18 protein-coding genes are annotated in these 21,130 nt (G+C 34.2%); 7 read left to right on the top strand and 11 right to left on the bottom strand.

Annotated features, from left to right (window positions below):
* The first annotated feature begins 2 nt into the window (after positions 1–2).
* Genes ccoN through QO200_RS08615 form a run of 6 tightly spaced genes read left to right on the top strand, consistent with a single transcriptional unit; the run spans position 3 to position 5,996 of the window.
* A complete protein-coding gene (gene ccoN / locus QO200_RS08640; protein ID WP_371538711.1) occupies positions 3–2,192 on the top strand; it encodes a cytochrome-c oxidase, cbb3-type subunit I in 2,190 nt (729 codons plus the stop codon).
* 5 nt (positions 2,193–2,197) lie between these two features.
* Positions 2,198–2,368 (top strand): CcoQ/FixQ family Cbb3-type cytochrome c oxidase assembly chaperone, encoded by a 171-nt coding sequence (locus tag QO200_RS08635; RefSeq protein WP_371538709.1) that lies wholly within the window; start codon positions 2,198–2,200, stop codon positions 2,366–2,368.
* 24 nt (positions 2,369–2,392) lie between these two features.
* The gene (locus tag QO200_RS08630; RefSeq protein ID WP_371538708.1) at positions 2,393–3,304 is read left to right on the top strand and encodes a cbb3-type cytochrome c oxidase N-terminal domain-containing protein; all 912 of its coding nucleotides are present in this window, start codon (positions 2,393–2,395) and stop codon (positions 3,302–3,304) included.
* 21 nt (positions 3,305–3,325) lie between these two features.
* The gene (gene ccoG, locus QO200_RS08625; protein ID WP_371538705.1) at positions 3,326–4,744 is read left to right on the top strand and encodes a cytochrome c oxidase accessory protein CcoG; all 1,419 of its coding nucleotides are present in this window, start codon (positions 3,326–3,328) and stop codon (positions 4,742–4,744) included.
* 44 nt (positions 4,745–4,788) lie between these two features.
* Complete coding sequence (locus tag QO200_RS08620; protein ID WP_371538703.1) at positions 4,789–5,238, top strand: FixH family protein; 450 nt, start codon at positions 4,789–4,791, stop codon at positions 5,236–5,238.
* Positions 5,239–5,294: 56 nt separating this feature from the next.
* Positions 5,295–5,996, top strand: coding sequence for a sulfite exporter TauE/SafE family protein (locus tag QO200_RS08615; protein ID WP_371538701.1), 702 nt, complete (start codon positions 5,295–5,297; stop codon positions 5,994–5,996).
* Positions 5,997–6,380: 384 nt separating this feature from the next.
* Here QO200_RS08615 and hemN read toward each other — a convergent pair whose 3' ends face one another.
* The 7 genes from hemN to QO200_RS08580 all read right to left on the bottom strand — a co-directional run bounded on the left by hemN (position 6,381) and on the right by QO200_RS08580 (position 16,289).
* Positions 6,381–7,745, bottom strand: coding sequence for an oxygen-independent coproporphyrinogen III oxidase (hemN, locus tag QO200_RS08610; protein WP_371538700.1), 1,365 nt, complete (start codon positions 7,743–7,745; stop codon positions 6,381–6,383).
* A gap of 142 nt (positions 7,746–7,887) precedes the next feature.
* On the bottom strand, positions 7,888–9,912 hold the full coding sequence (locus tag QO200_RS08605) for a DUF349 domain-containing protein (RefSeq protein ID WP_371538698.1): 2,025 nt from the start codon (positions 9,910–9,912) through the stop codon (positions 7,888–7,890).
* Between the two features lie 340 nt (positions 9,913–10,252).
* On the bottom strand, positions 10,253–11,005 hold the full coding sequence (locus QO200_RS08600; RefSeq protein WP_371538697.1) for a shikimate dehydrogenase: 753 nt from the start codon (positions 11,003–11,005) through the stop codon (positions 10,253–10,255).
* Between the two features lie 2 nt (positions 11,006–11,007).
* Positions 11,008–12,402: a tetratricopeptide repeat protein gene (locus QO200_RS08595; protein WP_371538695.1), complete on the bottom strand. Its 1,395-nt coding sequence runs from the start codon at positions 12,400–12,402 to the stop codon at positions 11,008–11,010.
* Positions 12,403–12,534: 132 nt separating this feature from the next.
* A complete protein-coding gene (locus QO200_RS08590; protein WP_371538694.1) occupies positions 12,535–13,731 on the bottom strand; it encodes an aspartate aminotransferase family protein in 1,197 nt (398 codons plus the stop codon).
* 41 nt (positions 13,732–13,772) lie between these two features.
* On the bottom strand, positions 13,773–14,609 hold the full coding sequence (lgt, locus tag QO200_RS08585) for a prolipoprotein diacylglyceryl transferase (RefSeq protein ID WP_371538693.1): 837 nt from the start codon (positions 14,607–14,609) through the stop codon (positions 13,773–13,775).
* Between the two features lie 51 nt (positions 14,610–14,660).
* Positions 14,661–16,289: an OstA-like protein gene (locus tag QO200_RS08580; protein WP_371538692.1), complete on the bottom strand. Its 1,629-nt coding sequence runs from the start codon at positions 16,287–16,289 to the stop codon at positions 14,661–14,663.
* Between the two features lie 322 nt (positions 16,290–16,611).
* Between QO200_RS08580 and QO200_RS08575 the strand changes: the two genes are divergently transcribed.
* Positions 16,612–18,480, top strand: a complete 1,869-nt coding sequence (locus QO200_RS08575; protein ID WP_371538691.1) for an alpha-amylase family protein — start codon at positions 16,612–16,614, stop codon at positions 18,478–18,480.
* Between the two features lie 107 nt (positions 18,481–18,587).
* Here the strand turns inward: QO200_RS08575 and QO200_RS08570 are convergent, their stop codons facing one another.
* From QO200_RS08570 to QO200_RS08555, 4 genes are read right to left on the bottom strand one after another with little or no spacing between them, the layout of a single operon-like run.
* On the bottom strand, positions 18,588–19,364 hold the full coding sequence (locus QO200_RS08570) for a superoxide dismutase (RefSeq protein ID WP_371538690.1): 777 nt from the start codon (positions 19,362–19,364) through the stop codon (positions 18,588–18,590).
* A gap of 8 nt (positions 19,365–19,372) precedes the next feature.
* Entirely contained in the window at positions 19,373–19,642 is a 270-nt protein-coding gene (locus tag QO200_RS08565; protein ID WP_371538688.1) for an acyl-CoA-binding protein, read from the bottom strand.
* A complete protein-coding gene (locus tag QO200_RS08560; protein WP_371538687.1) occupies positions 19,642–20,295 on the bottom strand; it encodes a phosphatidylserine decarboxylase family protein in 654 nt (217 codons plus the stop codon). Before QO200_RS08560 ends, QO200_RS08565 begins: the two co-directional genes overlap by 1 nt.
* Positions 20,285–21,130 (bottom strand): phosphatidate cytidylyltransferase, encoded by an 846-nt coding sequence (locus QO200_RS08555; RefSeq protein WP_371538685.1) that lies wholly within the window; start codon positions 21,128–21,130, stop codon positions 20,285–20,287. Before QO200_RS08555 ends, QO200_RS08560 begins: the two co-directional genes overlap by 11 nt.

Below are 21,130 nucleotides of genomic sequence, written 5' to 3'. Positions count from 1 at the left end.
TTATGGAAATGCAACAATTTTATTACGATAACAAAATTGTAAAGAAATTCATTTACGCTACCATCATTTTTGGTGTAGTGGGAATGTCAGTAGGGCTATTAGTAGCGTTCTTTTATCTTTTTCCTAACCTAACAGACGGAATTGCGTGGTTAAGTTACGGAAGGCTTAGGCCTTTACATACGAATGCAGTTATTTTTGCCTTTGTAGGTAATGCTTTTTTTGCGGGAATGTATTATTCATTGCAACGATTGCTAAAGGCAAGGATGTATAGTGATTTTTTAAGTAATCTTCATTTTTGGGGTTGGCAGTTAATTATAGTAGCCGCAGCAATTACGTTGCCTCTAGGGTATAGTTCTTCAAAAGAGTATGCTGAATTAGAATGGCCTATCGATATTGCTATAACCATAATTTGGGTGGTTATGGGGATCAATATGATTGGAACCATGATAAAAAGAAGAGAGCGCCATTTATATGTTGCGATATGGTTTTATTTGGCCACTTTTGTTACAATTGCTGTTTTACATATTTTTAATAATTTAGAATTACCTGTTTCTGCTTGGAAGAGTTATTCTGTGTATGCAGGAGTTCAAGATGCTTTGGTACAATGGTGGTACGGACATAATGCGGTAGCGTTTTTCTTGACAACTCCTTTCTTAGGGTTGATGTATTATTATGTTCCAAAGGCGGCTAATCGTCCTGTGTATTCTTATAGATTATCTATTGTTCACTTTTGGTCATTGATTTTTATTTATATCTGGGCTGGTCCGCATCATTTATTATATTCTGCTTTGCCTAACTGGGCACAAAATTTAGGAGTAGTATTCTCAATCATGTTATTGGCTCCTTCTTGGGGTGGGATGATTAATGGTTTGCTAACCTTAAGAGGTGCTTGGGATAAAGTACGTGTTGATCCTGTTTTGAAATTCTTTGTTGTAGCAATTACAGGTTATGGAATGGCGACTTTTGAAGGGCCAATGTTGTCTCTTAAAAATGTAAATGCAATTGCGCATTATACAGATTGGATTATTGCACACGTTCACGTAGGTACTTTAGCTTGGAACGGGTTTATGACTTTCGGTATGATTTATTGGTTAATACCAAGAATGACTAAAAGTAAATTATTTTCTATTAAACTAGCTAATTTCCATTTTTGGATTGGAACTTTGGGTATTATATTATATTGTCTTCCAATGTATGTAGCGGGATTTTTACAAGCTTCTATGTGGAAACAATTTAATCCAGATGGAACTTTAACATACGGTAATTTCCTTGAGACTGTTACGCAAATTATGCCAATGTACTGGATGAGAGCTATTGGTGGTTCTCTATATCTAATTGGAATGTTAGTATTAGTATATAATATTGTTCAAACCATAAGATTTGGTTCTAGTATTGAAGATGAATTAGCAGAAGCTCCAGCTTTAGTAAGAATAAGTAAAGGAAGAGTTAAAGGAGAAAAATTTCACCCATGGTTAGAAAGAAAACCTATTCAGTTAACCATTTTAGCAACAATTGCTATATTAATTGGTGGTGTTATTCAAATCGTACCAACAATTATGATCAAATCTAATATTCCAACTATTGCTAGTGTAAAACCATATACACCATTAGAATTAGAAGGACGTGATTTATACATTCGTGAAGGATGTGTGGGTTGTCACTCACAATCTGTTCGACCTTTCCGTAGTGAAGTAGAACGTTATGGACCACAGTCTAAAGCAGGTGAATTTGTTTACGATCACCCATTCCTTTGGGGTTCAAAACGTACAGGTCCAGATTTATTAAGAGAAGGTGGTAAATACAATGACAGCTGGCATTTTAATCACTTCTGGAGTCCACAAAGTATCTCCGCTGGTTCAATTATGCCTGGGTACAAATGGTTATTTGATAATAAACCGATGGATATCTCTTTGACGCAAAGAAAAATGGAAGCTATGGTTACATTAGGGGTTCCTTATTCTGATGCAGAAGTTGCAAACGGACTTAAGACTTTAAGAACGCAAGCCTTGAAAATTGAAGAGAACTTGAAGGGCGATCCTGACTTTGTGAAAAGTTATAATGAAAGTAAGAAAAAAGCAGAAGCTAGAGGAGAAACATTCGTTCCTATGAATGAAAGAGAAATCGTAGCTTTAATAGCATACATACAAAGACTAGGAACTGATATTAAAGTAAAAGATAATACTAAAAACTAAAAGTCATGTTTGAACAAATTAAACACAACATGGAGACTATTTCGGGAGTCGAGATATATCCAATACTGTCACTATTAATTTTCTTCTCCTTTTTTGTGGGACTTGGGTTTTGGGTTTTTTCCTATAAAAAGGAAAAGATTGACGAACTGAGTCAAATGCCATTGAACGATAATTAATAGTATAATTTTAAAATAATTAAAATGAAAAAATTAATTCCAGCATATGTCAGAGTACCGGTAATTTTCTTCATCATTGTTGGTGCAATGGAATACTTTATAGACTCAGGTGATCGCGCAGCATTTATAAAATATCCTATGGTTTCGGTATTTTTATTCGTATTTCTATTTCTTTTAATAGCTATAGAAATTACCATTAGCGCCGTTGAAAATATCACTTATCAATTGCTTAGCGATGAAGAAAAAGCAAGAAAGGTTGAAGTAGCTGCTACAGATATGCGAGATAGAGAGTGGTATAAAAGAATGATGAAACTGCTTACAAAGGCAGAACCAATAGAAAACGAGGAGAATTTATTGTTAGATCATGATTACGATGGGATCAAGGAACTAGACAATAATTTACCGCCATGGTGGGTGTATTTGTTCTATGGTTGTATTGTTTTTGCCGTAGTTTATTTAGTTCGTTTCGAAATTATGGGTGGTGACAACCAAGAAATGGAACTGAAAAAAGAATTGGCTCAAGCCAAAATTGATGTGGCTGAATATATGAAAACGGCTCCAGATTTAATGGATGAGAAAACCGTTGTTTTACTAATTGAACCTGCTGATTTGGCAGAAGGGAAAGTAATTTTCACTACTAACTGTGCCGCTTGTCATAGAGCTGATGCGGGAGGACAAATTGGTCCAAACTTGACAGATGACAAATGGATTTTAGGTGGCGGAATTAAAAATGTATTCCATACTTTAGTTAATGGAGGTCGCGATGGAAAAGGAATGATCTCTTGGAAAGGAACGCTGAAACCAAAAGAAATGCAGAAAGTGGCAAGTTATATATTGTCTTTGAAAGGCAGCAATCCAAAAGATCCAAAAGCACCGGAAGGTGAGGTTTGGGTTGATGATAGCGTTCCTGCAGTAAGTGCCGCGGTAACTGAATAAAAATAGTAATAAAAAAAACAGATGTCAAAGTTACCAGATGAAGCTTTTAGAGATACCATTGGTACCATCGATGATGAAGGAAATAGAAAATTCATATTCCCTAAAAAACCTTCGGGTAAATTTTATGAATATAGAAAGTGGGTTAGTTATTTTTTATTGATTATCCTGATTGCAAATCCTTTTATAAAGGTGAATGGCAATCAGTTCATGATGTTTAATATATTGGAACGCCGATTTAATATTTTTGGATTTCCATTCTGGCCACAAGATTTTTATATTTTCGTGCTGTTTATGATAGTGGGAGTGGTATTTGTTATCTTGTTTACGGTCATTTTTGGGCGTATTTTTTGTGGATGGATTTGTCCTCAAACCATATTCTTAGAAATGGTTTTTAGAAGAATTGAGTATTGGATCGAAGGTGACAGAGGAGCTCAAATTAGGTTGTCAAAGCAGGAATGGAATGCCGAAAAGATTAGAAAGAAAGCGATTAAATGGACTATTTTTTTATTAATATCTTTTGGTATTGCTAATGTTTTCCTGGCCTACCTTATCAGTAGCGATGAATTGTTCAGGATGATCGAGGAAGGACCAGCTAGTCATGTGAGTACGTTAATTGCATTGTCTATTTTTACAGGAGTTTTCTATTTCATTTTTGCTTGGTTTAGAGAGCAGGTTTGTATTATCGCTTGTCCTTATGGTAGATTACAGGGAGTTCTTTTAGACAATAAGTCCATTAATGTTGCTTATGATTTTTTACGTGGTGAAAAAGAAGTAGGCCGAGCAAAATTCAACAAACAGGAAGATAGAGAAGCTACGGGAAAAGGGGATTGTATCGATTGCAAGCAGTGTGTGAATGTATGTCCTACGGGAATTGATATTCGAAACGGAACGCAACTAGAATGTGTTAACTGTACGGCTTGTATTGATGAATGTGATGTGATAATGGAAAGTGTAGGCTTGCCTAAAGGATTGATTCGATATGCATCTGAAGACGAGATAGAGAAAAAAGCACCGTTCAAGTTCACAGCTAGAATGAAAGGATATACTGCGATTTTAGCAATATTAGTTGGAATCCTGATCGGACTATTGTTTTTGCGTACGGATGTTGAAGCTACTATTTTACGATTGCCAGGGCAGCTTTATCAACACAAAGGAGATAATATCAGTAATGTTTTTACCTATAAAATTATTAATAAAACAAATAATAATTTTAAGGACATTCACTTTAAATTAGTTGGCATAAAAGGGACATTAAAAGTTGTGGGTAGTCAAACGCTTACAGTACCTAAACAGGGAATGAATAGCGGAACTTTATTTGTAGAAATAAATCAATATTTGTTAGAGAGTGAAAAAACGAAACTTAAGATTGAAGTTTACGAAGGAAATAAAAAAATAGAAACGAGTATCACTAGTTTTTTAAGTCCACGAAGTTTTGATTGATGAAATGTTAAATGAAGTTTAAAAACTTCTAAAAAAATAGGATTATGAAAATCAATTGGGGAACAGGAATCGTTATTGCAATTGCATTGTTTATGAGCTTTATATTGTATTTTGTCATTAAAGTACAGACTAACTCTAAATATGATAACGAACTTGTTGTAGAGGAATATTATAAGCACGATGCTGTTTTTGAGCAAGAAATGGAGAGGATTCAAAATGCACACGATTTAACTGAAAAACCTATTTTTACAAAAACAGAAGCCGGAGTAACTGTTGTTTTTCCAGCAGTTTATATTCCAAGTAAGATTAAAGGAAAAGTGTCCCTTTATAGACCGTCTAACAAAAAATTAGATTTTGAAATTCCAATTTCACCGTCTAATCCAACTTTGCTCATACCTAAATCAAAATTGGTAGGCGGTCAATGGGACATTAATATGGAATGGCAATATGAAGGCAAAGAATATTTGTCTAAGGAAGCAATTTACATTAATTAGTCATAAAGGTTGAGCATCATTACTAGTGACAATCAACATTCAAACATTCGAGTCAAATGTTATATACAGCATTTTTTTTCGGTCTTATCAGTAGTTTTCATTGTATAGGTATGTGTGGTCCCATCGCTATGATGTTGCCAGTCGACAGAAATAATCCTACCAAAAAAGGCACGCAAATTTTAACCTACCACGTAGGCAGGTTAACGGCTTACGGTACCATTGGACTTGTTTTTGGGTTGGTTGGTAAAGGTTTTTTTATGGCAGGAATCCAGCAGAATTTATCAATATTCATTGGTGTTGCGATGATTGCTGTAATTTTGATTCCGGAAAAGACATTCGCAAAATACAACTTTTCAAAACCTGTTTTCGTTTTGATTTCTAAAATTAAATCTACATTAGGAAGTCAGTTTAGGAATAAAAGCTATAAGTCATTATTCACTATAGGCTTATTAAATGGATTTTTACCCTGTGGTATGGTCTATGTAGCCTTGTTTGGCGCAATAGCGATGCAAAATGCCGGTTTTGGAGTGTTATACATGGTATTATTCGGATTGGGAACTGTGCCCATAATGAGCAGCGTGATCTACATCAATTCATATTTGACTATTCCTATTCGAAACAAAATCCAAAAAGTGATTCCTTATGTAGCGGTACTTATTGGGGTACTGTTTATATTAAGAGGCCTTGGTTTAGGAATACCTTATGTTTCTCCTTCAAATATGAGTCTTTTTGTGCAAGAAAATCCACAATGTCATTAATACCATTTTTAATGATTTAGAATTTATAATATGGAAAGACACGATATATTAAATCGAATTCCCAAATTTCCATTATAGAATTCATCAATTAAAAACAGATGACAATCATTTTAAAAAGAAATATTTGATGGATAAATTGAAGTAGTATATCTAGTTCATCGTCTTAATACGATGTTAGGCGCTCACTAATCAACAAGCAGATGAAATAACAGAGAAGTAATTATTCATTAAAGGCGAACTGTATTCTATGTTGCTAAAGGAAGAATCCTTAAATTCTCTGTCTAAGAAAAAGAAAACCATTTACGGCTATAAGTGCTGTTGTCGCAATTTATAGCCTTAAATGGTTATTACATATTATTTTGTTTAAACTTTTATTGACTATTTTTAAATCGTCATAGAGAATAGTTGAGTGTCTGGGGCTTTTCGTTTTAAATGCAGGTCAAACGCCATGCATATGTTACGAATGTAAGGCTTGCCGCTTTCTGTGACTTGTAGGCTGTTTTTAGTTATCTCCAGCAGTCCGTCTTTTTCCATTTCTTTCAGTTGAATAAGAACTTCGGGTATTTCTTTGAAGTAAGTGGATTCATCTGTCCAAGATGTTGCAAATTCACACATTAGATTTAAGATGTGTTTTCTTATGATGAGGTCTTCGTCTGTCAATAAATGTCCTCTGAAAACTGGTAATTTATCCCATTCTAAGATTTGGTAGTAGTCTTCTAGCTTTTTCTCGTTTTGTGCAAAGCTATACCAGCTGTCACTTATTGAGGAAACGCCTAAACCAATCATTAATTGCGTTTTTGAGGAACTGTAGCCCATGAAATTACGGTGCAGTTTACCGTGTTTGTATGCTTCATACAAACTATCTGTTTTTAAGGCAAAATGATCCATTCCTATTTCATGATATCCATTCTCTTGCAGTAATTCTTTTCCTATTTGATACAGCTTTCTCTTTTCACTATCTTTTGGTAAGTCCTCATCTTTAAAACCACGTTGACCGTTACCTTTAATCCACGGCACATGAGCATAACTATAAAAAGCCAATCGATCCGGCTGTAATGATTTTGTTTTTTCAACGGTATCAATTACATCTTCAATTTGTTGAAATGGTAAACCAAAGATAATATCGTGTCCTACCGAAGTGTAACCAATCTCCCTTGCCCAAAAAGTTACTTTAGCTACATTATGGAAGGGCTGCTCGCGGTGAATCGCCTTTTGAACTTTTTCAGAATAATCCTGAACTCCAAAACTGACTCTTCTAAATCCTAAATCGTATAACTTTTGTAAGTGTTCGTGTGTAGTATTGTTAGGGTGTCCTTCAAAACTAAATTCATAGTCTTTTGTTTTTGTAGCATAGCAAAAAATACCATTAATTAAGTCTTCTAAATTTTTAGGAGAGAAAAAGGTAGGTGTTCCTCCACCTAAATGGATTTCTTTGATTGAAGGTTTTTCGCCTAGAATTTTACAATATAAAGACCATTCTTTTAAAAGGGCTGTGATATAGGGGTGTTCTAAGCTATGATTTTTGGTAATGCGTTTGTTGCAACCACAAAAGGTACATAAACTCTCGCAAAAGGGTAGGTGTATGTATAAGCTTATTCCTTCTTCGGTATTACTTTCCGTAAATGATTTTTGTAAGGTATCGACCCAATTTTGATAAGTGAAGTCCGCTTCATTCCAATATGGAACTGTAGGGTAGCTGGTATATCGTGGACCGGGAACATTGTATTTTTGAATCAAGGAATTTTTCATGAGATATCAATTTTCATTAATCAAAAGTAATTTGATTAATGAAAAATTAAAATGATAATTATCATACTCGTACGCATAGTACTAAAAAATAAGCCCCATTCTAGAAATAGAATGGGGCTTATTTGAACAATACTTTATTGTTTTATTCTTGCTTTATGTTTCTTAGTTGTTTTAGTTTTTCTTTCCAAACGCCTAAGCTTTCTTTATGGATAGCGATGTTTTTTCTAACTTCTAAAACAATTGAATTTTCTTTTTTTGCATTTCTTGTGTTTGTAAAAAACTGAATGTTGTTTTCTAATTGGAAAATTTCATTTTGAACTTCATCAATTTTACGCATCAAGAAAATCTTTTCATTTTCTATTTTTCGAGTATCATTATTCTCTGATAAATGATCCATTCGATTAGCAAAACGCAACATATCTGTATCTTTCTTGCTCAAACTCAATTTATCAAAAAGAGCATCCAGGATTTTATTAAATTTCCCTTCAATATGTCTTCTTGGGAAAGGCACTTTTCCAAAATTTTTCCAAGTTTCGATATGCAATTTTATAGCGTCTAAATCAGTTTTGTGGTCTCCTGTCAACTGGTACTCACGCAAAGTTTCTAGATAGGCTTTCTTCTTGTCAAAAGCTTCTATTTCTTCAACGCTATGTTCGTCTTTTTGCTCTTTTAACTTGTTGAAATAATGATTACAAGCATCTTTGAACTCTTTCCAGATTTTATCTGAATATTTTCTTGGAACATGACCTATTTGTTTCCACTCGTCCTGAATTTTCTTCATGATTGGAGTAGTAGCAGCAAAATCAGTGCTTTCTTGTAGCTCTTGTGCTTTTGCTACTAGTGCATTTTTCTTGGCTAGATTCTCGTTTTGCTCTCTTTTAATTTCTTTATAAAACGAATTTTTAAAAGAATTAAAATTCCTAACAGCTAGTTTAAATGCGCCCCAAGTTTCTTCATTAACATCCGAAGGTACTTTTCCAGCAGAGAAAAAAGCAGTTCTCAACGCTTCTACTTTTTCAATTTGACCAAGCCATTGCGAATGAGCATTTACTTTCACCGTTGCCAAAACTTCAATGGCAGCAATAATTTCTTTTTTCTTTTCTAGATTTTCTTGTTCTGTGCCTCTTTGTTTTTCAAATAAAACCTCACGTTTATCGTGCATTTGTTTTGTTAGATCACTAAATTGGTTCCAGATTACATCACGATATTCTTTAGAAATAGGACCTATATCCTCTTTCCAAATTCTATGTAAGTCTTGTAATTCTCTAAAGGCTTTGTTTACATCCGCTTCTTTCACTAGTTCCTCAACACGCGCCACAATCTTTTGCTTCTGCTCTAAATTGTGTTTAAAGTCAAGGTCTCTGGCCTCACGATCAAGATGCAAGTAGTCATAGAAATTCTCTACATGAAAATGGTAGTTATTCCATACGTGATTGTATTTGTCTTTTGGAATCGAACCCGCATTTTTCCATCGGTCTCTTAATTCATTAAAATGCTTTAAGGTGTCTTTGATGTTTTCTTGTGGGTTGATTAGCTCTTTTAGTTCTTCAACAATAGCTAATCTATTTTCTAAATTCGTTTTCAAGTTCGTTTGTAAACTCTTGAAATGGGTATTTTTATTGTCTCTATAAGTAGAGTAAGATTGATCAAACTTTGTTTTTAGAGGGAAATGGTATTGAAAATCTTCTGTTGTATCAGGGTTTTCATTATGGTATTCCTCTTTTTTCTCTTCGATAAAATGGTTGTATTTCGCTAGAAATGCCTTTTTAATTTCTTCAACATGATCCTTAACTGACATTACCTTGTCGTTTGCAACTAGGATTTGCAGTTCATCTACAAGTTGCTCCATTGACAATGTATCATAATCTTGCATTGGGATTTGGTGACGGTCTTTTAAAGTTTCGTCCTCACTTTCCTCGGCATTAGAATCATCTATTGAGTTTAAAGCTTTTTGATTTACATGTTCAGTTACAGCCTCCGTGTTAATCATTTCTTTTTCAGTAGCCGCGACAGTATTCTCTTCTGAAGCCTCTATTGTTTCAGGAGCGGTATGCTCGGTAGTCGTTTCGGTTTCTGTGATTTTGGTCTCTACTTGAACAGATTCATTTGAATCATTAGCTACATTTCCATCTGCGTCTTGCAGGTTGTCATTCTTTTCTTCTAACATTTTTTCAATGTTTAAGGTTCCTATTTTATCGAGAACGAAAGATAGTAAAGGAATATTGAAATACAAAATAATTACCTTATTTATAGTGGTTTTAGGTTGTTTATTTGGCTTTTTTGTAGCAATTTCCTGCTATTCGCTATATCTTTTTATCCTGCAATTAGTTCATAATCGGGGACTAATTGCAGGGTAAAAAGGATGCCGCTACTATCAGGGCTCATATCTTTGACGCCGTTGTTTAATGAAGAGTAGATTACATTTTCGGACATAAAAAATCCTGTGTCAAATAGCGATACTCAGGTAAAGTCATTTAATACAGGATTATATTTAGAAGTGTGATTCTTTATTCATTCCAAATTTTCCACGCTTTATCAGCTTGGAAAACAAGCATTTCATAGCCGTTTTTAATTTGTGCGCCTTTCTCTTTTGCTTTTCTTAGAAATTGCGTTTCTGCAGGGTTATAAATCAAATCAAAAGCAATATGCTTCTCTGTAAAGTATTCGTAGGGAATTAATGGGTATGCTTCGTTATCAGGGCTTGTTCCCACGGGCGTTGAGTTAATGACGATTTGATTTTCTTCAAATGTAGCGGCATTAATTTCTTCATAAGAAATCGTATTTTCTTTTCCGTTTCTCGATACAAAAGTATATTTAATTTGCAATTCATCTAAAGCAAAGGCGATACCCTTTGAGGCGCCACCTGTTCCCAGGATTAGTGCTTTTTTATGATGCTTTTGCAACAATGGCTTTAGTGCTTTCTTGAAGCCATAGTAATCGGTGTTGTATCCCTTTAGCTTTCCTTTTTTTGTAAATTTAATAGTATTTACAGCGCCAATTAACGCTGCTTTTTTAGATAATTTATCTAAAAAAGGCATTACAGCTTCCTTATAGGGAATGGTAACATTCATTCCTTCTAATTCCTGATGGTTGTTTCTTATGATGTCTTCAAATTCAGCAATATTCTGAATGTCAAAATTTTCATAAGTGTATTCTTTATAATTGTCTTCCCTAAATTTATCAGTAAAATAGCCTTTCGAAAAAGAATAGCTAATATTTCGACCTAATAAGCCAAAGCGTTTTTTGATAATATCCTGCATTTTTATTTTTTATGTTTTGCAATGTAATTCTGAACCATTTTTTTTGTCCACACCACTGGAAACATATCTTCAAGAATAATATAGTTGTCAAAGTTTAAACGTAATCCATTGCTCAAATGGAATTTTGCTTTCGTGTTGTCTTGAATCATAAAGTATAGTCCGGCTAAACGATATTCTACTTCATTTTCTTCAGGGTAATATTCAGAGGCTTGTAACAAGGTTTGAATAGCACTTTCAAACTCACCTAAGAACTGAAGTATGTCAACCCAAAATAACCAAGTGTCTAATTCATGATCTCCAAATTCCACTGCTTTTCTAAAGCCAAATTCAGCTTCTTCAAAAAAGTTCATGTGTTTGTTTATAGTTGCATAACGCTTCCAGTACAACCGATTTTGATTGTCAATCGCCAGTGCTTTATTTACATAAAACAATGCTTTTTGATAGTTTTTTTGACGAACATAAAAATCGGTGATAGCAATCCATCCTTTATCTAGAAGTGGATCTTCATGCACGGTTTGATTATAAAACTTAAGTGCTAAAACTTTGTTGCCTAACTTTTCATGACACTTCCCTATTCGAAGCAAAGCATAGCTAGTGGCATCGTCTAATTCGATGGTACGGCTGTAGCTTTCAATCGCCTCTTCATACTTGTTTAATCGCTCAAAAGCTTTTGCTCTTTCCATAAAAGCGCCAAGGAATTCATCATCGATTAAGGTAGCGTAATCAAAAGCACGAATGGCATTTTCGTAATCTTTTACTCCATAGTACAAACGGCCCATTTGATGCCAGGCAATTTCGCTGTACGGGTTTTTATCAATGTATTTATTTAAATAGGCAATCGCTTCTAAATTTTGATCTAAAAATTCAAAACAATACACCACATTATAAAGTGCAGATTGATCATCAAGGTCTTCTTCGAGACATTTAATAAAACTTTGTTTTGCCATTTCCAGATTATCCATAAACAGATATTCCATCCCAATTAAATTATATACATCAGCATAATCATCAGTATATTCCAAAGCCGTATTTAGTAATTCAACCGCCTTCTCATGTTGGTCTCTTTTCGAGTAGATATTGGCTTTTTGAATAAAAATTTCTTCATTCGTAGGCTCGATGGCATATAGTTCATTGAGTAGTTTCTCAGCTATATCCAGTTTGTCGTCAAATACGAGCATTTCTACTTGAACTAGTTTTAAACCAGTTGATTTAGGGTGTTGATCCAGTGCAAGTTTAAGTGCTTTTTTTGCCAGTGCGGCCTTACCCATATCCAGATAATGAAGAATGATTTCTTCAAATTCTTCCGAATCAAAAAAGAGCACTTTGTTGGTTTTCAACATAGACTCAAATTTTTTAAGGGATAAGTTATAGTCTTCTTCTTCGTTGCTTAATTGCATACTTTTATTTTTAGAATTTGGCCTATTTAAAATTAGGCATCCTTCGTTGTTATTGGAAGAAAATTTAGAATTGTTGTGAACAATTTAATTAACAAAAAGAAAACAATTTATTTATTTAGCTATCGCTATATGTTAATCAATTGTAGTCGACAATAGTATTTCATTCATTACTTCTAGCATTATTGCGCAGCCTTCACGTATCTCATCGTCTGAAATTGTAAGTGGCGGCGTAATTCTTATCGCACATCCTTCAAATAGTAACCAGAATAAAATAAGTCCTTTGTCTTGACATTTTAAAATCACTTCATTCGTTATTGCTGCGCTATTTGTCATGACGGCCAGCATTAACCCTTTTCCTCGCACTTCCTGTATCAAAGGGTGTACCAAAAGTGATTTAAATAATTTTTCTTTCTCTAAAGCTTTGGGCATCAGATCAGTTTCAGTAATTTCCTGCAAAGTGGCCAAACAGGCTGACGCTATGACAGGATGACCTCCAAAAGTGGTGATGTGTCCCAGCTTTGGATTATCACTCAACAGATCCATCATTGCCGTCGATGCGGTAAAAGCCCCCACAGGCATTCCGCCACCCATTCCTTTTCCCATTACAATAACATCAGGAATAACGTCGTAATTCTGGAAACCAAATAGTTTTCCAGTTCTTCCAAAACCGGGTTGGATTTCGTCCAGAATCATAAGAGCTCCAACTTCGGTACAGCGTGCGCGTACTTTTTTTAAAAAATCATTATGGGGTTGAATAAAACCTGCACCACCTTGAATTGTTTCTAAAACGATACCTGCTGTTTTTGTGGTTATTTTGGCTAAATCGGCTTCATTGTTAAAAGTAATAAAATCAACATCAGGGATCAAAGGGCGAAAAATTTGTTTGCGCTCTTCAAAACCCATTATGCTCATCGATCCCATCGTATTTCCATGATAGGCATTATGACAAGAAATCAACTGACTGCGACCTGTAACGCGTCTTGCCAACTTTAAAGCTCCTTCAATCGCTTCGGTGCCTGAGTTAACAAGATAGGTCTTGTCTAAAGGTGCGGGTAGGAGTGAAGCTAAAAGCTTGCAATATTCTACTGCAGGACTTTGAGAATACTCGCCGTAAACCATTACATGCGAATATTTGTCTAATTGATCTTTAATGGCTTGGTTTACTCTCGCCGGTTGGTGTCCTAAGGTACATGCCGAGACCCCTGCCACAAAATCAAGGTATTTTTTATTATTGATGTCGTAGATATAAGAACCTTTTGCAAAAGATACTTCCATACCCAGTGGATAGGGAGAAGTTTGTGCCTGATATTTTAAGAAATCTTGATTCACGTTGTTTGCTTAAAGTTTTAAAAAAGGATAAAGAATAGTTTTTAAACTATTGGACTTACTTGTTGAGTTTTGAGTTTCCATAGGATTATTAGAAAGCCGAAAACGATAAATGGAATACTTAATAGTTGTCCCATGTTTAAAGGCATCTGATTTTCAAAAGCCTCTTGGTTTTCTTTAAAAAACTCAATAATTAATCGCGCTGAAAATAGTAGTACTAGAAAAATTCCAAATAGTAAACCATCGCCTCTTTTTGTAAGATTGGATTTATATAAAAATTGTAAGATTATAAAAATTAAAAAATAAGAGAAAGCTTCATACAATTGCGTTGGGTGTCTTGGAATTAAGTCGTCTTTTTGAAAAACAACACCCCAATTCCCATTGGTCGGTTTCCCATAAATTTCTGAATTCATAAAATTACCTAATCTGATAAAAGTAGCGGTAACTGGAGCTGCGATTGCAACCCGGTCTAAAAGCCATAATAGATTTATTTTATTTTTTCTATAAAACAATAAAATAGCGATCAAGACGCCAATTATCCCTCCGTGGCTTGCTAAACCTTGGAAACCAATGAATTTATAGACTCCTCCAATTTTTTTTATTGGTAAAAGTATCTCCATTGGATGTTTAAAAAAATAAGTGGGTTCATAAAATAAACAATGTCCTAATCTCGCTCCTAGAATGGTTCCTACAATAACATATATCAAAAGTTTATCTAATATTTCTACTGAAACATTTTCTTTAATAAATATTCTCTTGACGATACTATAGCCCAGTAAAATCCCAATGGCAAAAAGTAACCCATAATATTTTAAAGGAAAACTATCCGTTAACCATATAATTGTAGAGTCAGTATTCCAATAAATAATTTTATCAGTCATATTCTAGTCTATTTATCTTTGAGTAGCATTTAATATTTCTTATTTTGAAAACTACTTATTTTCCTTCTTTCCATTTTTGGGAGGTGGAGGGCTTTTCTTTTTATCGTAGTTCAAAGTTTCCTTTCTGATTTTCATCGGGACATTTTCTTTTGCATCTTCTGCTTCGCCTTCTTTTATCATTTTATCGTTGAGTTCGTTATCCTCATCGGTAAATATGTCTTCCTTCGATTTTATCTTTTCATCACCTCGCCATACCAAGCCCTTAAGTTTTCTTGCGTTTTCCGGCAGCTCATCTTCAGGGTAAATGTTTCCGTCAATTTGGTTGAAAAAAGTAATCGTTTCCACAGCACTATCTTCTAAAATAAGATTGATTTTACTGCTTACATTTTTATTGATACCAATCAGTTCTTGGGCATCATTTCTCATATAGTATATTACCTCTGCATTTTTTACAATATCGACATCATATAGTTTTCCTTCTTTGAACTTTCCATACAGATTTTGTCCTTTTACCTGATTGTAGCCCGTTCCCAGTGTATCTTTCGAAACCAGAAAGGTGTTGTTGATCACTTTAAGTGAGTCGAGTTCTTGAGTGGTATTGTTTCCTATAAGATGCATTATATCTCCAGTAATTTGGTTGTCTCCGTTCCACAATACTGGCTTTCCTATAAGTTTTGTTAAAGCTGTTTTTGAACTCGAATGTATCGAATCACATTTTCCGCTCATGTCTGTTTTAAAAAACCTAACATTAGTATAGGCACGAATAATTCGGTCTCCTTCTTTACCGGTAATCATCAATTTTTTACCGTGAATGTAAACGGAGTCATTTTCGACAAAATTCACAGCCACCGCTCTCTTAGTGACAAACAAGGAATCCTGTTTTTTATATATTTCGGCATAATGGCCCTTTACAATTCCACGATTAATAGAATCAGTTATTTTTACATTACGAGTTGCCGAAGCGAATTCTTTATTTCGATCATAATACAAACTATCTCCTTCAATGAGTCGGTCTTCATATTTTATATAGGATTTTCTAAGAAAATGGCCCAAGTTTTTTTTGGTGTCATAAAACCCTTTTTCGGTATAAATATAATTTTTCTTGCTTGTAATAGTGGATGGGCCAAAAAGATAAGAGTGACCAGAATTGGTAAAATAATCCACATGATTGGATTTGATTACATAGGTAGGATTAGTGATAGTAACGGCAGTCAGGAACTGGAATTTTTTTTGATTTACATAGTATTTCCCGGATTTACTGACTAATGTATTGTCTTTATTGACAATCGTTCCTTTTGTGTTGTAATATACTTCTTGAGAATTTCGGTCAAAATTTATCGTATCCGTTGCTAATGTAGCATCTGGAGAACTCATGAAAGCATCGCCGGTAGCAAAAGCTTTTTTTGCATTGCCACTATATTCTGCATATTTACTATTTAGGAATAAAGTATCGCCTTGTACTAATTGCACATTTCCAAAAGCTTTAATGTAATTTTCTTTTTGAAAATAATAGGCCTTGTTGCATGTCAGTACAATGCCATCATGGTTAACTCTCACATTTCCAGTTAGTAATGCAGCATCTGGAATTTCTGCTTGATTGACATCAAAATAATCAGAATGTTCAACAACAATTTTTTTTGGTGCTTGTGCCAAAACGGATTTTGAACTTAGTATTGCCAAGCAACAACAGATGAAAAATAAGGACTTCTTCAATGGATTTATTTTTTTTCAAATTTAAGAAAAAGGAAACAATCCTAATCTATATTAGCATTTATTTATAGATTCAATGCCATTAGTGACAAAAGCCATTTTATTTCGTTTGTCAAGTTATGAACAAATAGAGGAACTCTTTCGTTATAGTGCTTGTTTTGATGCTTTATTCGACCTGATTTATAAAAATCAACGGTGAATTTTAAAAAAAATAGATTAAATTTAAAAACTAATTATCTAAGTCTTTACTTTTGTGGAAAGGAAGACGCATAGGTAGTAATACCCACTATAAATGATTAAAAAAACGATTCTTATTACAGGGATAAGTTTAATTCTTGTCACTGCAGCTTGTAAGACTACAGCTTTACCAATGAATACAGAAAAAGAAAATACCACAACAGAGAATAAAATTGTTGTCTATCAGGTTTTTACCCGTTTATTCGGAAATAAAAATACAAATAACAAACCGTGGGGAACCATTGAAGAAAATGGAGTAGGGAAGTTTAATGATTTTACAGATAAAGCACTTGATGAAATCAAGGATTTAGGTGTGAGTTATATTTGGTACACTGGAGTACCACACCACGCATTGGTGAGAGATTATACTGCAATTGGTATTTCAAATGATGACCCCGATGTTGTAAAAGGAAGAGCAGGTTCACCTTATGCAGTAAAGGATTATTACAATGTAAATCCTGATTTAGCTGTTAATCCAGCACAACGGTTAGAAGAGTTTGATGCATTAATTGCGAGAACGCACAAAGCGGGGCTGAAGTTGATAATTGATATCGTGCCCAATCATATTGCACGAAAGTATGAAGGAAAAAATAATCCTGAAGGTGTTAGAGACTTTGGTGCTGATGATGATAAAACAGTTGAATATAAAAAAGACAATAACTTTTATTATATTCCCAATTCTCATTTTGAAGTACCAGATACAGCTCCACCCTTAAATGGAGAAGTAAATACGTTAAGCGATGGCAAATTTACTGAAATTCCGGCTAAATGGACTGGTAATGGTTCTAGGTTAGCTAAACCGGATAAGAACGACTGGTACGAAACAGTAAAAGTGAATTACGGCATTCGTCCGGATGGTTCCAAAGATTTCCCGGAACTTCCTACAGGATATGATACAAAATCGGTGGTGGAGCATTTTGAATTTTGGAAAGGTAAAGAGGTCCCTAATTCTTGGAAAAAATTTAAGGATATTGCCTTGTTTTGGACAGCAAAAGGAGTGGATGGATTTCGATATGATATGGCAGAAATGGTTCCTTATGAGTTTTGGAGTTATATGAACTCCGCAATTAAGATGCAGAATCCAGATGCTTTTTTATTGGCAGAAGTATACAATCCTAATGAGTATCGCAATTATATTCGCTTAGGAAAAATGGACTATCTCTATGATAAAGTAGAAACCTATGATAAATTAAAAGATGTAATTCAGGGAAGGGCATTGCCTGATGGACTTTCAGACATTCAAAACGGAATGAAAGATATTGAACATCATATGCTGCAATTTTTAGACAACCATGACGAACAACGTTTGGCTAGTCCAGAATTTGCAGGTACGCCAGAAAAAGGAAAACCTTTGATGGTAGTTTCCACAACAATAAATTCAGCGCCTACAATGATTTATTTTGGGCAGGAAGTGGGCGAGGCCGCTAATGAAAATGGTGGTTTTGGTACACATTCTAGAACTTCAATTTTTGATTATGTTGGTGTACCAAGTCATCAACGATGGATGAATAACGGTAAATTTGACGGAGGACAGCTTACAGATAAGGAAAAGTCACTCAGAGATTTTTATAAAAGACTACTTAATTTGGCTGCCAATAGTTCTGCATTAATGGGTGAATTTCAAGAAATTCAAACCGTGAATAGAGAATCAACCTTGGGTTTTGATCCAGGTATTTATGCATTTACACGCTGGTCAGATACTCAAAAACTAATTGTAATTACTAATTTTTCTTGGCTTACTACTAGTAACTTCGAACTTAAAATCCCCGCAGATATTATAACAAAATGGAATTTAAAAGACGGTGAGTACACGATTACAGACCAACTTTATAATAAAAGTGCAATACAGTTGCAAGTGGTTAATGGGGAAGGAAAAGCACGAGTTAATATTGGACCTTCAGAATCTTTTATTTACCAACTGTAAGACCTTTTTTAATTGATTAGTTCTTCAAAATTAAGCGATTAAACTAAAAAATGCTGATGCGCTACCAAAGTAGTTTGCATCAGCATTTTTTTATTTAGTATAGATTTTTAGTATTTTCGCCTTAAGGCCGCCTCGTAATTTTCTCCTACTTTATCCCAATTAATTACATTAAAAAAGGAATCAATATAGTTTCTTCTTCTGTATTGGTATCCTAGGTAGTAGGCATGCTCCCACAAATCCAATGCTAATATTGGAGTTCCTGGAATTGGAGCGTTTTTCATTAAAGGATTATCTTGATTTTGAGAACTTGTTACTTTTAGTTTTCCAGATTTATCAATAACTAGCCAAACCCAGGCAGAACCAAATTGTTTTGTCGCTTCGCTTTTAAAAGTAGTTACAAAATTTTCATACGAACCAAAATCTCTTGATATTATGCTTGCCAACGTGTCTTTAGGTTTGCCTCCTTTATTAGGAGCCATTGATTTCCAATATAAGGTATGGTTGTAATAACCTCCGGCATTGTTTCTTAAATCAGTGTTGTTCAAGTCTAACTTTGCTAATATATTTTCGATAGGCTGATTTTGATATTCAGTCCCGGCAATCGCATTATTAAGATTATTAGTGTACGTTAGATAATGCTTTGAATAATGCATTTCTAAGGTCAAAGGTGATATTGTAGGTGCCAATGCATCATAAGCATAAGGCAGTTTTTCTAATTGAAACGAACCTTTATTTGCTCTTACATCGTCAGGAAACCCAATAGTTACTTTTTCTTGGGCAGTTGGCAATGGAACTTCCACTACTTCTGTTAGTTTTTTGTTGTTACAAGAAACTAAAAAGTTAAGCAGTAGAAAGCAAGATAGTAAAAAAGGTATTTTTTTCATTGATAGTATTATATTTTCAAAAGCGAATTGATTATTTCAATATACTGCTCTTTTGCTTCGTCTGCGGATAAATGACTGATTTGTATCCAAGCATTAGTTTTAAAAGCATCTCTTAAATGATACGTTGATGTTTGTCTAGGTTCTAAAGTGCCTAAGGTAGCCTGTTTGTAGCTGGCATAGAGACGCAGTTGTACATCTTGTGGTAAAGATGCTTGGGTCATTTTGGAAGCCACGTTAACGGCTTCCAGGAACCTATTATCTAATTCTTTTGCATTCATTATTCTTTTGTTGCGATAATAGTTTTCCCTCCAATTGCTTTTTGATTAAGTACAACATTGATTGGAGTTCCAATAGGTAAAAACAAATCGACTCTTGAACCAAATTTAATAAAACCAGCATCACTCCCTTGGGCAACCTGCATACCTACTTCAGCATAATTCACGATTCTTCGAGCTAAGGCACCGGCAATTTGACGATATAGAATAGTTCCGAATGTATTGTTTTCAACTACGATAGTTGTTCTTTCGTTTTCTTCACTGGCTTTTGGATGCCAAGCAACCAAAAATTTTCCAGGATGATATTTGCTGAATTTTACAATTCCGCTTATTGGGTAACGCGTTACGTGCACATTGATAGGTGACATAAATATCGAGACTTGCAAACGCTTGTCTTTGTAATATTCACCTTCGTAAACTTCTTCTATTACAACTACTTTCCCGTCAACTGGAGCTAATATTTGGTTTTCATTGCGTATAACAGATCTTTTAGGGTTTCTAAAAAATTGTAAGATGATTACTAATATTAAAAAAGCAGCAATTTGAAGTATCATTTTAAGCCACACAGTGTCAATAAAATAGTCAGATAGTAATAAGGCAGTTGCTGTAAAAATTATACCTAGTACAATAGTCTTGGTTCCTTCTTTATGAAACATAATTTAAAATTTGATAAAATAAAAATACAATTGGTGCTACAAATATAACACTATCTAGTCGATCTAGCACGCCACCATGGCCCGGCATTATTTTTCCGCTATCTTTTACTCCCGCAAAACGTTTGAATTTAGATTCGATTAAATCACCGATGGTTCCAAAAATGCCAACAATTAGGGCTATAATAATCCAAATGTAGATTTTACCTTCGGCGATTTGGATGTAATATTTTGAAATTAAGTAACTGGCAATAACACAAAAGACAACTCCACCGATAAAACCTTCTATTGTTTTTTTTGGGGATATACGTTCGAATAGTTTTGTTTTCCCAATTGACTTTCCGACGATATAAGCAAAGCTATCATTCGTCCATATTAGTATAAAGATACTAATAAGAATTTTGGGGTTGTAACCATTTATTCCAAACGGAATTTTTGTCATGATAACAAAGGGAAGTACAATATAACCTATTAGGTAAATGTATTTTGAAAAGGAGTCTATTTTAACCGTTTTACTATCAAAAAGAAAATGAATGCATTTAATAAAAACAAACAGTGTACAACAAAGAACAACCAGGTCGAATGTTTTGTTAAACTTTAACTGGTAAAGTACGCCGCTTGTGGCAATCGTTATTTCATAAAAGAAAGTATAAGTTGCAGCAGCAAGTATAAAAGGAATTATTTTTTGAATCTGTACTAAATTACAAAACTCTACGGTAGCGATAAGCAGAAATACGCCAAACAGAATGAAAAAACTTTCTGTTGAAAATAGGATGCAAGTTATTAATAAAATAACATAAACAGCGCCGGAAATAGATCTCTTAAGGGTTTCATTCAT

The organism is Flavobacterium sp. Arc3, from assembly GCF_041431375.1.
Taxonomy (GTDB): domain Bacteria; phylum Bacteroidota; class Bacteroidia; order Flavobacteriales; family Flavobacteriaceae; genus Flavobacterium.
The sequence above is the reverse complement of the archived record's forward strand: the minus strand, read 5'-3'. Positions and strand labels throughout refer to the sequence as shown.